The organism is Pseudoalteromonas sp. MIP2626, from assembly GCF_013414205.1.
In the GTDB taxonomy this organism is placed as follows: domain Bacteria; phylum Pseudomonadota; class Gammaproteobacteria; order Enterobacterales; family Alteromonadaceae; genus Pseudoalteromonas; species Pseudoalteromonas nigrifaciens.
On record NZ_JAATTW010000025.1, the window covers coordinates 34,887 to 49,691 of the forward strand.

The following is a 14,805-nucleotide window of genomic DNA, read 5'->3' on the forward strand; positions in this document are numbered from 1 at the left end:
GAACTAAAATTTAAGTATGCCCAACGATAGTTAGCACTTTTACAATTTTGTAAAATCAGTCTGTGCATATAGTTTACAATAGGCTTCAACATTAGCATCTAAGGAAAATTTCTCGTTAATACGTTGCCTTGCTTCAGCACCTAATTTAGCTTTAGCACTATCATTTAGCTCTAAAGACTCACCTATGGCTTGCGCAAGAGCTTTATGATTTTTAGGTTCAACTAAAATACCACAAGAACCCACAACCTCTGCAACCCCTCCACAGTCAGTTGCAACAACAACACGTTCACATGACATGGCCTCTGCGACAACTAGGCCAAAGCCCTCCCACGCAGAGGATAAAACAAATGTATCACAAGCCGCCATTAATTCAGGAACATCACGCTGTATACCTAAAAATTCAATATAACTTTCAATATCAAGATTGGCAACGAGCTCTAAAAGTTCCGCTTTAAGCGGCCCATCACCTACAATGAATACCTTAAAATCTTGTCGTTTTTGCTTAAGTAAAGCAACAGCATTTAGTAAATTACCGTAGTCTTTTTGCTCATTAAGTCTACCGACTGCTAAAATCACTTTTTCATTATTAACACCTAATTCAGCGCGCTTCTCTATACTTTTTTCTGGATCAAAATGAAATTTGTTAACATCTATGCCATTGGTAATGCTCACCATGCGATCATGTTTTACCGCGCCTTTTTGAATAAAAGCAGCTACAGCTTCATCAGTAACATTCGTCGATATGTCCGCCAGGTAATCAGTTAATCTATAAGCTAGCATCCGAAGTTTCCCTCCTTCATTAGTATTATGTGCAGTACTAATAAGCCTAGAGAAACTCAAAGTTAATCTTAATAATCGAGATATTAAATTAGCGTGGAACATGTGACTATGCACAACATCAGGACGAAATTTCTTAACAAATGCTCTTAGTCTAAAGTAAGCCTTAAATAGGTCTTTAGAGCTATTAAATCCAACAGAAAACACTTCAACATCAGGGTTGCTAGGCAAGACGACAGGTTCACCGGTTAAGTATGCAATTTTCACTTGATTCCCTCGAGAAACCAAGTTATCTGCAAGATTAACAACCACATGCTCAGCTCCACCCATTCCCAAACCGGTTATAACAAGAAGGATTTTCATTTATAAATAAGCTTTTTAAAGTAAGGAAATAAAAAATGTTTTACTTTGGCTCCAAACTTATAACCAAATAAACCGCCAAAAATATTAGTTGCTAAACTATACCCTTTTTTTGAATAACCATGAGCCTGCGCACGTGACTTCCAAGATGCTCCCCCCTCTATATAACTATTTGAAAAGCACATCCAAGACTCTTTACAACAGTACCTTCCTATCTCATAGCTATAATGGCGTTGTTTCACATTTGCAGCCTTACTCATTATTAACTCATATACAATGTTTGAGGTGAAATCTCTATCTATAATATGTGCATCACTAACTCTATGTTGTGACTCATGTTGCCAATAAGTACTATAGCCTTGTGTTGATACACCTATGTTAAAGTCGTTTAGAAAAGCTCTAATAACAATTTCACCATCTTGATTTTTTTTTAACCTTTCATCCCAGCCACAAATACTACGAATTGAATCAACTCGCCACAACACACTGCAAGTCGGAATGACTCCATAATTTAACCAAAACAAAACCCATTCACTTGAAGTTAAAGCCGGTGGATATCGCAAAGTTCCAGTCTTCATTTTATCACCATCAAAGCGCCACGGACCAAAAGCAATATCAGCATTGGCGCTATTAGCCACTTCAATAAGCCCTGAAATCAACTTATCAGATACAAAGTCATCTGAGTCAATAAACATTACATACTTTGTTTTAACTTCTGCAAGGCCTACATTTCGGGCTTTTGGAGCCCCCATATTTTTAGCTTGAACAATGTGCTTAATATTATATTTATCTAGAGTAGCTTTAGTGTTATCAAAAACTCCATCTTCCACAACAATTATATTTTCTGCTAAGACACCTTCCTGAAGAATACTTTCAAGTGTCCTTGCTATTAGTGCCTCTGAGCGATAAGCCGGTATCACGACTGATAATTCGTTTAACATAAAAACCTTTAGTACTCTGTGTACAATAAATTAATTATTGCATCCCTACCTGCAATCCTTTATACACTGCATAGCAAGAAACACATTAACTCCAATGAATAACAGCTATCCCCCCAGGGTATATCAATCAACAACTTGGAAGGTGGATATCTGTAATCAATTCATTAATAAACTTTAAATACTTCTAATTAAACTTCCCTTGCTCTTTTAAACTAAAGTAATGCGCAGAATCTCGTTTACTGAACACAGCGGCAGGGTGCCCACCCGCACTAGATAATGGAGGTATGTCAGAAACAACAACGCTACCAGCCTGAATGATAGCGCCTTCACCTATTGTTACCCCCCTAAAATTATAACCCTACTGCCTAACTAAACATTATCGCCAACATCTATATCTTTAAAAATGTAAGCATCATCATACGGTAAGGTTTTACCATTTATATTATGGTTTTGAGTAATCATAATGCACTCGGGCCCAGAGTGATAGTTATCACTAACAGTTACCTCCCCATAACCCGAATTACTCACTCTATTAAAATAGCATTAGAGACTATTTACGCATCCTTTTAACACTGTACTTACACAGGCTTAAAGTACATATAGCAACCACGGCTTTAACCTTTCAAACCCCAAGGCATTTTATATACTTTTGCACTAAGCGCCCATGTTCCTAGGAATCTCAAAAAGTTAGCAATTAAAAAAGCCAATGCTGCACCATTTATCCCATAATGAGGAATAAGCAAAAGCAATAAAACAACATTTATTGCTCCTGACGAAATAGTTACATAAGATAAGTACTTAGTTTTTTTAATATAAAATATATAATTAGTTACCATAAAGTACATACCTAAAAATATCTGCCCTGTTATTATTAAAGGTAAAACATCTGCTGCCTGATGGAACTTTTCACCAACAATTAACTTTAATATTGGCGGAGCAATTAAAAAAGACAATAGCGCCATAAGCACTAAAAAAATAAAATACAGATATGTTTTTTTAACAATAGCCCTTTTATTAGCTTGCTTATTTTCTTTTAACTGCCCAAACAACCAAGGTGAATAAGCTTTATTAATACTATTAAATATTATATTTAAAGCGCTACCTAAATTAATAGCAACCATATAAATACCCGTCATTTCAAGCCCAAGCTCTTTATTAATTACCAGCCTATCGACCGATAACAATAAAAAACCACCCAGCACATGAGGGATTAACGGAACACCAAATGATAGTGCATAATTAATATCGGCTCGGTTATACTCAAACAAAACAAGCTTGTCGTTACGAAGGGTAAAGAAAGACAAAGCACCTATAATTACACTTGTCAAAACAATGCCATAAATACGGCCGTTTGGACCTAACTTAAGTGAAATAACAAATAATAAACTAAATAATAAAACCACAAGCGCATTTGTTATTTGCAGAGCACCGTATGATTTTGCTTTTCCTCTAATTTGCCACTGACCTAAACGTAGGTTTAAAATAAAACTGCAAAAAACACTTAATAACCCCAAGTAAACCCAGGTAGGAGGAATACCTAGGTAACCGGCTAAAAACACATCTACAAGCACTAAAAAAAACAAAGCAACACATGCACTAGCTAATAAAATAAAAAAACAGTTACCGTTAAATCGTGCTAACTCAGTATCTGAAATGTTTTCGTCAAAAAAGCGCCTGTTTGCAGCCCCATTTACACTTAAACCTATTAAAGCCGCTAACGCGGTTGTAAATATACTAAACATGGCTATTTGCCCATATTCCGCAGGCGTTAAATAACGTGTTAATATAGGCAATAAAACAAAAGGAATGGCAGCACTAGCAATAGAACTAAATATGTAAATAGAGCTGTTTTTTAAAAAGTTACTCATACGTTGCCTTACAATCATATATTAATATGTGGACACTTAAATTAAATAACTTGTTCAAAAAGCACCTTTTATTAAATAGGTCAGCTTCATGGCAGAGCACTTAAATCCACAGGAATGACATCCACATGACTATCTTTTAAGTAATCATAGATATAGTTTGTATTGCTTTTTATATTTTCATCATCTATATACTTAGAAAAATCAAAACTCACTACTTTTTCGATTTCGAACATACTGGGTAATGATATAAGGCTAGTTGTATAAAAACCACCTATAAACCGAGGGACACACCCTAATGCTAGAAAATAAGCTTCACAAGGGGCGCCTAGCTGTTTAACCGTTATACCCATTCTAGAGATGGCGGAGAGCTTTTCCTGCGAGTCGTCACGATGTGCAATATAAACAAATGATTGACTATACCTTTCTTCAATATACTCAAAAGAAAAAAGCAGTATTGATAACTCTACATTTAACGGTAAAATACCAACCTCAGAATACTTAGCCCCAAAAAAATAAAACTCGTCTATAACTTCAACTTTCTTTGGCTCTAAAGTAATCCGTTCATTTTTCTGGCATGGTAATAACCATTCCTTCAAGTTAAAAACACTGAATAAGTCAGGAGGATTATCATCTATTTTAAAACGAAATAAATAACTAAAAAACAAAAAAACAAAAAATACTTTTTGATTACTATAATAATTACACATACCTTTCTTTTTAGAAAAATATTTATTTTGCAACATTATAGTTACACAACCATCATCAAGAAGAACCTCTTTTCTTGATGATAGAGCCTTTGCAAGAATACAAAAAAATATATTCCTGTATTCTCCAATATATACTTTTGTTCGTTCAGACTTAAACTTAAATTTAAACTTAATGACAAAGAAAAAAACAAGTAGCTGATTTACATATTTATTACTAACACTAAAAACACTAAAAACACTATCCCAGTGATTTGGATCTACAAGTTCTTTGAGCTGCTTATAATGCTCATGTCTATTACTAGAACCATACTTAATAATTAAAAAATGCTTTCCCTTATTATAATTTTTGGCTTCAATTGCTGACATTAACTGTGTTGGTGACTCAACCAGATAAATATTATTTTGCATATTTTTCTCTTAAAAGCACTTCAGCAAATTTAAAATCTAAACGTGTATCTATATCAACTGAGTTTTCAATAGTCATTATAAAGGGATAATAATCGTCGTCTAAAAATATTTTTTTTGTGTTAAGCAATGTGACCTTATCGACTAAGTATATTGCACCGTTTAATTGATAAAACTCTTTTAGATCTTGGGAACGAGCGTTAGTAAGACCTTTTATAAACTCTTTAAACTCAGCAGGTGTATCTAATCGGGTAGCCCATAGTGGCGAGTGTTCACATTTAGTCATGGAAACAACTCCTTTAGCCTGCTTATCTATATAAAGAGCTATTGCGTTATCTATATCCTGCGCTGTTCGTAAGGGTGATGTAGGTTGTAACAAACAAACAATATCAAACTCCTCAAATTGCTTTGCATACTCTACAGCATGTAAAACTACATCAACAGTTGTGGCTGTGTCTGACGCAAGTTCCGTAGGTCTGTTTAAGGGGTAAGTATTGGTATATTGAGTACTTATATTAAGCGCTTCTGAGCAATCTGAAGTCGCTATTGTTGCGCTAATATATTTCGAATCTTTTATTGCCTCAAATGTATGCGCTATAAGCGGTAAACCATTTAATAGTTTAATATTTTTTTGAGGTAGTCGTTTACTGCCTGCCCTAGCAGGGACTATAGCTAATACTTTTGGTTTCATTTATAGGCCTAAATCGTGTATATCTACTTGTGCTTTATTAAAGTCAGCATGACGCCCCACATCTAGCCAATATTCATGGATAGGAAACTTTAATGTTTTAAAACCTGCTTGCTGTTTTATTTCAAATAATGTTGGCATATCTAATCGCTCATTTTTTGGAAGCGAATTAATTATATGATTAGAAATAATATAAATACCTGCATTCACAAAATAACGATACGTAGGCTTTTCTACCATTGCTGTAATTTCGTGCCCTTCACCTTCTATAACACCAAAGGGAATTTTAATCTCATAATCACGGACGCACATTGTTGCATCACTTGCCTGCTTAGCATGAAAGTCGAGTACTTTAGAAAAGTCTACGTTTGTTAAAATATCACCATTAATCATAATTAAAGGCTCATTTGGTAACGTATTTGGTAATAAAGAAAGTGCGCCACCTGTGCCTAATGGCGTTTCTTCATGTACGTAGGTAATTTCTACATCAAACCTTTCGCCAGTACCAAAGTAATCCATAATAACTTCTGGCAAGTAATGTGTAGAGATATAAAACTTATAAAAACCATGATTTTTAAAGTTATTAATTAATGTTTCCAGCATTGGCTTGTCGCCAACTTTCAGCATTGGCTTAGGGCAATTATCGGTGAGTGGCTTTAATCGAGTTCCAAAGCCCCCAGCCATAATAAATACAGGGTTTTCACGTTTTTGTACTGCTAAGGTATCGTATAATGTTTTCAGGCCGACTAAACGGCCTTCGTCATCGACCAACGGCAAAGATAATATTTGTCTTTGCTGCATTATTTTTCTTAGCTCTTCTGTAGCAAGATTCACGTTAGCACTTAGTGGAGTGTTATTCATTATTTTATTAACTGTATCAGTTAACTCAACCCCTTTAAGTATACCGCGCCTCACATCACCATCAGTCACCATACCGACCAGCTTATTGTTATCTACTATAAGCGCGACTCTGAGTGCTTCTTTATCAATTACTTTTAATGCGTCTTTAATTGAAACTGTTGGGGTGATTACCACTTTTTGCCAGTTAACAGTCATGTGTTATACCTAATCCTTTAATTACTGAACGCTCACCATACACAATGGAGTTTGATGGGATTGATTTAGTTACATTAGTCCCAACTCCAACTATTGTGTTGTGACCTATAATAATATTATTAATAACATTGACGCCTGTTGCTACGTGCACATTTCTCTCAATTACAACCTGACCACTTAAAGTTGTTCCAGGTGCTAAATGGCAGTGTGCACCAATAGTGCAATCGTGATCTATAGACGTTGATGTATTAATTATGGTGTTCTCATCTACCTTGCAGCCAAGATTTACTACACAATTATTCATTATTTGAACACCACATTCTAAAGTAGAATAATCTGATACTAAGGCTGAATCAGCTATGACTGTAGCAAATACATAACCTAGCTTTTTAAACCGATTATATACATCTTCTCTTAATGATTTATAAGGCATAGAACCAATACCATTGACTAATAGTATATCCTCCGGTCTAAATTTAAGAATATCGTCATCATTTAGAAAAAGCTCAATATTCTCAAAAAGTATATTTCCGGCAGTCAATTCAGGTGAAACGACACCAACTATCCTTTTTTTTTGCTTGATAAGGATTTCTGCTAATGCTGCGGCGTGGCCTCCACCACCAATCATTACAAAGGGCTTATTTTTCATCTAGTAATTGACCAACTGAGTAATTTTTAGTGGCCGGGGTATCTAATAATTTCCAAAAATTAATTGGTGCAATACCGTCCCCTGGTCGTTTCACTGAAATATTCTTTTCAGTCAATATGTCTCCTTGTTTAATTGCTTGTGCTGCAACTAAACTTTTACGCGCAACGACTTTATTTTTAACTTCAGAAGGCCGTGGTCCTTTAATACCATCACCTAATATTTTTTCTACAATGCGAATTCCATCAACCATTTCTTTTAATTCTATTGGATCAAGAGATGCTTTGTGATCTGGCCCTGGCAAAGATTTATCAACTGTAAAATGCTTTTCGATTAAAACAGCCCCTTTCGCGACAGCTGCAATGGGTACTACAATTCCGGCGCTATGATCTGAGTAACCAACTTCTAGCTTAAAGGCGTCTTTCATAGTGTCCATGGCATTTAAATTTATATCATTAAATGGTGCTGGATATTCGGTAGTGCAATGTAGAAGTGTTACTTTGTCTTTTAATAACTGCTTACCTTGCTCAGAAAAGTACGCAGCTTGTAGCGCTTCATCAGTTGGATTACCTTTTGGATTCATATAACCAAAGGCAATTACCGATAACGCCTGCTCTATTTCAGAAAGTGTTGCCATACCTGTTGATACAATTAAATCACAACCTGTTCTTGCGTGTTCTAGCACTAATGGCGCATTTGTAATTTCACCTGACGGTAGTTTTAGCCGTGTTATTCCTAAATCATCAACTAAAAATGAAAGGCTTTCTGATTCGAATGCTGTAGATAAAAATTGAATACCTAAATTATTACAATATTCAACCAATTTATGATGTGTTTCGTAGCTTAATTCTAATCGCTTTAACATTGAGTACTGTGACTCTTTTTTTCCACTATTAGTAATTTGATACTCTGCTTGTTGCGCATCTTCAGTAACCAGATTTTTAGCTTTAAATGTTTGGAATTTAACTATATCAGCTCCAGCTTGATGCGCTGCATCAACAAGAGCAAATGCTAATTCGTCGCTACCATTATGATTAACACCTGCTTCTGCAATGATTAATGTTTTCATATTACCTCCTTGATCATAAAGTACGCTTCAGCGGCATTACAATTTGATTGCGCCCCTCTAACAAATGCTAAAGATTCTAAAGACTTTCTACTTCTAGGGAAGGGGAACTCACCAACTTCTGATTCAAACACTTCAAGAATATCTAATTTAGCTTCTAAGAAAGGGCCTATATCAATAAAAGTGTTTGGTCTAAAGCCACCATCTTCAGGCTTTAAGCCATAATCTGTTTCTGACATTGTTTCATACGCTAAAACTTTTTTAATAAAAGGGTAGCGAAAAGATTTTGTACATGACATAACTGCATCATATACAATCTCGTGATCGCTATGCGCATCATTTCGATAAGTAGTATAAACTTCATCTGGTTTTATTTCGTTAACAACTTTCGAAATAGCGCCTATCAGCTTCCCTTTGCTAACAGTTTCAAGGGCTGCCGGTGGGAAATTAAGTTCATTTAGACTACTAAAACCGTAAAGCTTGTTTACTTTATCAATTTCTTTATTTCTTATTGTTATTTGCTCTCGAGTAAAACCAAACTCTTCTTTCATTCCTGTAACTAATAGCCAGTGTACTTCGTGCCCTTCTTTTATATACCTTAATATTGTTCCGCCGCAGCCTAATGTTTCATCGTCTGCATGTGGAGCTACTATTAATACCTTTTTCATAAGTACTCTCCAATTTCATTCAAAGCATTAGGATCGATATTATGTAACCAAATTGCATCTCGGCCTGCGCACTTAACTAAGAGCTCATTTTCTTTAATGGATAACACTTTTCCTGGCTCTATGTTTACTGGATATGTATCAAATATTGGAGTTGAACCCATAACAGTAAATAGTTTTTCGTTCACCGAAAACTCAGCTCCTGGATAAGGCGCAGCTAAAGACCTAATTAAATTATGAATAGTATTTGCAGTCATTCGCCAGTCGATTAACCCGTCTTTCCGACTGCGCTTTCTCCAATAGTTAGCTTGCTGATCGTTTTGTTCATAAAACTTAGCAGTACCATTGTGTAGCTCTTGAGTAAATTCAACAATTTGTTCATTAGCTACTGCTAAGACTTTATTATATAAAGAGGTAGCATTATCACTTTTTTCGATAATTATAGCCCGCTGGCTTAATATTGGTCCTGAATCCGCCCCCTCATCCATCTTAAAGAAAGTTGAAGCGGTTTCTTCTAACCCTAAAGTTAGAGCCCATATTAACGGGTGCCTTCCTCTATTAGCCGGTAGCTTAGCAGGATGAAAGCCGATCACACCATATTCAGTCAACTCTAACGTTTCTTTTTTAAGTAAATAGCTCCACCCAAAACAATAGATTACATCTAATTCAAAGCTTTTTAAAAATTGATACGTACCTTGTCGCTCTTGTGGGTTTTCAAAATAATATGGTATGTTTTTTTCTTCACATAAACTAGATAAGTCAACAAAGTCAGAGTTAACCTTGGAGTGCTTTCTGGTCACCACTCCACAAACTTCTACACAATCCATATTTATTAGGGTGTTTAATGCTCGAAAGCTTGATTCGACACATCCAATAAAAGCAATTCGTAATTTTTTATTCATTGAAGTCATAAAATGATTTCACCACAATATTTTGAAGAGGGTATGTTAGAATTTTATTTACAATCTTTGGTGAACTCGTGCCATCGCCATAAGGGTTTTTTGCAGCCTTGCACACTTTATTAAACTCTGGGCTTAAAGCAATTTTAAAAGCCTCTCTTATTTCTTCAAAAGTATCTCCACTTTGTATTACTGTATCGCCAGCAATACGACCTTTTTGTCGATTCCCAATATTAATAGTTGGAATATTAAAGGTTGGAGCTTCAATTAATCCACTTGATGAATTACCTATAACTGCTGCAGCATATTTAAGTAGACTTAAGTACCTAAGCTGTCCTAAAGATTGAACTAATAATATTCGCTCTGGATATTTATCTTTATACTCGTTTAGCACTTCGATTAACTTTCTTCCGTGAGTGTCTGCATTTGGATATGTAATTATGCATTTATAATCAGGAAATAAATCTAAAACTTTATTTAAGTTGTTTAGTGATTCAACCCCTCCTGTATTATCTAGTGTTACTGGATGATATGTAATCATAAAATAAGGGGATGATAGGTCAAATTTTATTGACTCTGAGAGCTTTTGTTTATCTAGAAGATCAAGTTTTAATATACTGTCGATACCTGGTGCACCATAATTAAATACTTTTTCTGGTTGCTCACCAAGTTGAATTACTCTTTTGCGATAATCTTCTGTCGCCGTGAAATGAATATGTGACATCTTCGTTATTGAATGACGAATAGCTTCATCAATCAGCCCTTCAGTTGTCTCTCCACCATGTATATGCGCTATTGGTATACATGCTAACATCGCTGCTTGCGCTAGTGCTAAGGACTCAAAGCGGTCACCTAATAATACAACAAGGTCTGGCTTATTACGCTCTAAAACTTCAGAAGCAGAAATGAGTGCTAATCCCATTGATTTAGATATACCTACTGCAGAATCTGAAGATAATAAAAACTCCATTTTCTCAGTAACACTGAATCCATCAGCAACAATTTTATCTATTGTGTATCCAAACTCAGGAGAGAGATGCATTCCACCTACATATAATTGCAAATCGCACTCTGAAGAGCACTCTAATTCTTTAAGAACCCAGTAAAGTAACCCATATTCTGCACGGGTACCTGTAAATACTGCTATTTTTTTTGTCATTATAACTTACCTAAATTTTTAACTGGAGAGCTTGGTATGTTGACTAAGTGAGCTTCAATAAACTCTGAATGGCTTAAATCTCCTCTCATTGTATTTTCGAACATAGGTAGTCGATGCATTAATTGCCATATTGGTCTAGTCATTACACCATCTGAATTAGTTTGCTTTAGTAGCTTTTCTCGCTCACTGGGATTTGGGCAAATAATGGCATTTAACCAATAGTTTGATTTTGCATAACTAGGCTCAGTGACAAATTGAAAGTCAGATCCTTTAAAAAAGTCTAAATATACTCTGGCAAGATGACGCTTATTGTCGATAAATGCAGCAAGGCTTTCCATTTGCGCGCAACCAAGTGCCGCATTTAGATTAGGCATACGATAATTGAAGCCCGCTTCATCATGGAAGAATTCATACGGATGAGGAACCTTAGCTGTAGTGGTTATATGCTTTGTATGCTGCCCTGTAGCTAAGGTTTTGCATAAAACCATACCACCACCACCGGTGGTAATAATTTTATTACCATTAAAGCTAATTGCGCCAAAATCACCTAGCGTACCTGTATGCTTACCTTTATAAAATGAGCCAAGGCTTTCTGCTGCATCTTCGACTAAAGTAATCTGCCACTCATTGCACACACTGATTAGTTCATCAAGCTCAACAGGATGCCCAAATGTATGCATTGGCACTACTGCCTGAAAGCGCTGTTTTGTTTTTTTATGTATCGGTCCCGATTCGGTTAATACCGCATGTTGCTCTAAAAATGCAGACAATGCTTTAGGGCATAAACCCAAGCTAACGGGTGATACATCAACAAACGCAGGCTCAGCCCCCATGTGATGTAAAGCATTACAGGTTGCTACAAAAGTAAGTGCTTGAGTAATAACGATATCGTTATTTTTAACTCCCGCCATATACAGTGCTGCATGCAACGCGGCGGTACCATTTACAGTAGCCACTGCTTTTGCGGTGCCGGTGTAATTTTCAATATGTGTTTCAAAGTCATCTACAAACTTACCAACACTTGAAACAAACGTGCTGCTTATAGTTTCGGATACATATTGTTGTTCATTCCCTGAAAAAGTGGGTGCGTGCAGAGGAATAAACTCGTTAGTTTGGTAGAGATCTTTTACAAATGAAACAAGCTGTTTAGTCATGATATATCTGCCTAATTACATTTTACCATCAAGGTATTTTCCCGTTTCTTTATGCCCAAAATCAGGAAGCATTTTAAAGAAAAGTGAGACAATTTCGTCTTTTGTCCAAGTTTTATCTGCTTTCATTTGCGTAATTCTTTCTTCAAACTCAGATAATAATGCTTGCTCGAAAATTGCGTCATTTTTAATAATGCCTAAATTATCGAAGCGTTCCATGTCTAATGTTTCACTGTCAGTAAAAAATTCTTCAAAGTCTTTTTCACCTGTAGTGTCACTTTCAGTAAACAAACATGGCCACTTCCCTTGAGCTGGTAGAGTTTTTACTAGTTCACGTGCTTCGTCTTCCGTTTTACATAAAACAGGCTCAAAACCACGTTCTTGAAGGTATTTAATAGCAATATCAGCGAAGGTAATTAAGTGCAAAGCTTCACTTAGCTTTGGAAAAAAAATGTCTCTATTATCACCAAAAATACACGACATTAAACATAGCTCACCCGACTCTTGCGGCGTAACAAAATAGCGTTTTATATCACTAGGAGAGACTATTGGCTGTTGCTTTTGTATACGCTGGTTAAAGCCATGTAATAATGAACCGTCAGAAAAAGCAACGTTTGCAAATCGAGCGGTAGAAATAGCAATGTCTTTGCTTTTACGCATTAAAAACATTTCCATAATACGTTTTGATGCACCCATCATATTCACGGGATTCGCTGCTTTATCTGTAGATACACAAAAGTATTTTTTTGCACCGCAATCAATCGATTGTTGAATTGTTTTATCTGTATTAAATACATTTACGTCAATCATACGCATTAATGTAAATGGGTCTTTTTCACTACGAACATGTTTAAGTGCCGACAAGTTCAATACATAATCATATTGGCCATCTGCTTTTATAAATGCATCATACTCAACTGAGCCAATATCAAGTGCGAATGTTTGAAAGTCACCCTCTATATAACCAAACGAGCTACGAACATCGCGGACCAACTCAACCATGTTATTTTCACTAATATCGACAACATGAAGCTTAGCAGGATTTCGCTTAAATATTTCTTTTGTAACGGCTTGACCTATTGAACCTGCACCACCTAAAACTAGAAATCGAGACTGAGATACTGTTTTCCGAAGTTCAGTTTCAGCTTTTTTAATGTCATGCAAGAAGAGTGTTTTGTTACGGCCAATTAACTCAAGTATATTGCTCATTAACTATTCCAGTTTATTTACTATCAATAAAATAAATATGTCACTTTCAAAGTATCAAAAGCAACACATTCTGTATCATATTACTTATTACCTAAGAACTCTTTATACCACGGCATTGCTTTACTAATACCTTGTAAAATTTTGTACTCTGGCGCATAACCCAAATTATTAACAGCTTTACTTACATCAGCTTGTGAATGGCGTACATCACCTGCTCTGAAATCTCGGTATATTGGCTCTTTCGCAGATTCTACATCACACTCTTTAAGTGCTGATTGAATCGATTTATATAAATCATTGAGTGTTGTGCGATCGCCTACTGCTACGTTATATACGTTATGTTTAGCTTCATCTTCTGCTGTGGCTGCTAGTATATTCATTTGTACTGTATTTTCGATAAAGCAAAAATCACGGCTGGTTTCGCCATCACCGTTAATAAATACATCTTCGCCTTTGATCATATCAGCAGTCCATTTGGGGATTACCGCAGCATAAGCACCGTTAGGATCTTGTCGCTGGCCAAATACATTAAAGTAGCGTAGGCCGATTGTTTTAAAATCATAGGTTTTTGCATAAACACCCGCATATAGCTCATTTACATATTTAGTTACTGCGTAAGGTGATAATGGGTTACCGATATTTTCTTCGACTTTTGGCAGTGCTGGATGGTCACCATAAGTAGAGCTACTTGCTGCATAGGTAAAGCTTTTTACGTTAGCCTCTTTTGCAGCTTGTAACATATTTAAAAACCCAGTGATATTAGCCGCATTAGTTGTTAACGGGTCAGCAATAGAGCGCGGCACTGAGCCTAACGCAGCTTGGTGTAATACATAGTCAACATCATTACCTTTATTAGCTAGGGCTGTTTCACAACTTTCATAGTTACGAATATCACCCTCAATAAAGTTAAAGCCTTGCCACTGCTCCGCGGTAACTAAACCTTTTACTTCATCAAGGTTATGCTGATGACCCGTTGCAAAATTATCGAGCCCTACTACTTTTTGATTCAGTTTTAATAAATGTTCTAAAAGGTTTGAACCAATAAAACCAGCAACACCCGTCACTAACCATGTTTTAGGTGAGTTAATTAATGCTGCTTTAATGTGTTCGTAACGAGTCATGATATTCCTTTAGGTTCTAGGTTCTAGGTTCTAGGTTCTAGGTTCTAGGTTCTAGGTTCTAGGTTCTAGGTTCTAGGTTCTAGGTTC

The 14,805-nt window shown here is 35.9% G+C and carries 14 protein-coding genes; all 14 read right to left on the reverse strand.

All coding sequences use genetic code 11. The features are described from left to right. Nucleotides 1-39 precede the first annotated feature (39 nt). Complete coding sequence (locus HC000_RS11535) at nucleotides 40-1,140, reverse strand: glycosyltransferase (RefSeq protein ID WP_179807703.1); 1,101 nt, start codon at nucleotides 1,138-1,140, stop codon at nucleotides 40-42. After that, nucleotides 1,137-2,078 (reverse strand): glycosyltransferase family 2 protein, encoded by a 942-nt coding sequence (locus HC000_RS11540; RefSeq protein WP_179807704.1) that lies wholly within the window; start codon nucleotides 2,076-2,078, stop codon nucleotides 1,137-1,139. Before HC000_RS11540 ends, HC000_RS11535 begins: the two co-directional genes overlap by 4 nt. A 614-nt stretch (nucleotides 2,079-2,692) precedes the next feature. Further along, nucleotides 2,693-3,964 (reverse strand): oligosaccharide flippase family protein, encoded by a 1,272-nt coding sequence (locus HC000_RS11545; RefSeq protein WP_346010171.1) that lies wholly within the window; start codon nucleotides 3,962-3,964, stop codon nucleotides 2,693-2,695. A gap of 68 nt (nucleotides 3,965-4,032) precedes the next feature. Continuing rightward, a complete protein-coding gene (locus HC000_RS11550; RefSeq protein ID WP_179807706.1) occupies nucleotides 4,033-5,061 on the reverse strand; it encodes a hypothetical protein in 1,029 nt (342 codons plus the stop codon). Further along, nucleotides 5,051-5,749, reverse strand: a complete 699-nt coding sequence (locus tag HC000_RS11555) for an acylneuraminate cytidylyltransferase family protein (protein ID WP_179807707.1) — start codon at nucleotides 5,747-5,749, stop codon at nucleotides 5,051-5,053. The genes HC000_RS11550 and HC000_RS11555 overlap by 11 nt, the downstream gene beginning before the upstream one ends. After that, a complete protein-coding gene (locus tag HC000_RS11560) occupies nucleotides 5,750-6,802 on the reverse strand; it encodes a nucleotidyltransferase family protein (protein WP_179807708.1) in 1,053 nt (350 codons plus the stop codon). After that, nucleotides 6,792-7,451, reverse strand: coding sequence for a NeuD/PglB/VioB family sugar acetyltransferase (locus HC000_RS11565; RefSeq protein WP_179807709.1), 660 nt, complete (start codon nucleotides 7,449-7,451; stop codon nucleotides 6,792-6,794). Before HC000_RS11565 ends, HC000_RS11560 begins: the two co-directional genes overlap by 11 nt. Beyond that, nucleotides 7,441-8,517 (reverse strand): N-acetylneuraminate synthase, encoded by a 1,077-nt coding sequence (gene neuB / locus HC000_RS11570; protein WP_179807710.1) that lies wholly within the window; start codon nucleotides 8,515-8,517, stop codon nucleotides 7,441-7,443. The genes HC000_RS11565 and neuB overlap by 11 nt, the downstream gene beginning before the upstream one ends. Next, entirely contained in the window at nucleotides 8,514-9,182 is a 669-nt protein-coding gene (locus tag HC000_RS11575; RefSeq protein ID WP_179807711.1) for a PIG-L deacetylase family protein, read from the reverse strand. The genes neuB and HC000_RS11575 overlap by 4 nt, the downstream gene beginning before the upstream one ends. Then, the gene (locus tag HC000_RS11580) at nucleotides 9,179-10,090 is read right to left on the reverse strand and encodes a formyltransferase family protein (RefSeq protein WP_218910998.1); all 912 of its coding nucleotides are present in this window, start codon (nucleotides 10,088-10,090) and stop codon (nucleotides 9,179-9,181) included. The genes HC000_RS11575 and HC000_RS11580 overlap by 4 nt, the downstream gene beginning before the upstream one ends. Then, entirely contained in the window at nucleotides 10,074-11,237 is a 1,164-nt protein-coding gene (neuC, locus tag HC000_RS11585) for a UDP-N-acetylglucosamine 2-epimerase (protein WP_179807712.1), read from the reverse strand. The genes HC000_RS11580 and neuC overlap by 17 nt, the downstream gene beginning before the upstream one ends. Then, the gene (locus tag HC000_RS11590; RefSeq protein WP_179807713.1) at nucleotides 11,237-12,391 is read right to left on the reverse strand and encodes a LegC family aminotransferase; all 1,155 of its coding nucleotides are present in this window, start codon (nucleotides 12,389-12,391) and stop codon (nucleotides 11,237-11,239) included. The genes neuC and HC000_RS11590 overlap by 1 nt, the downstream gene beginning before the upstream one ends. Nucleotides 12,392-12,406: 15 nt before the next feature. After that, nucleotides 12,407-13,597: a UDP-N-acetylglucosamine 4,6-dehydratase gene (locus HC000_RS11595; protein ID WP_179807714.1), complete on the reverse strand. Its 1,191-nt coding sequence runs from the start codon at nucleotides 13,595-13,597 to the stop codon at nucleotides 12,407-12,409. 80 nt (nucleotides 13,598-13,677) lie between these two features. Beyond that, the gene (locus HC000_RS11600) at nucleotides 13,678-14,718 is read right to left on the reverse strand and encodes an NAD-dependent epimerase/dehydratase family protein (RefSeq protein ID WP_179807715.1); all 1,041 of its coding nucleotides are present in this window, start codon (nucleotides 14,716-14,718) and stop codon (nucleotides 13,678-13,680) included. Nucleotides 14,719-14,805: the final 87 nt, after the last annotated feature.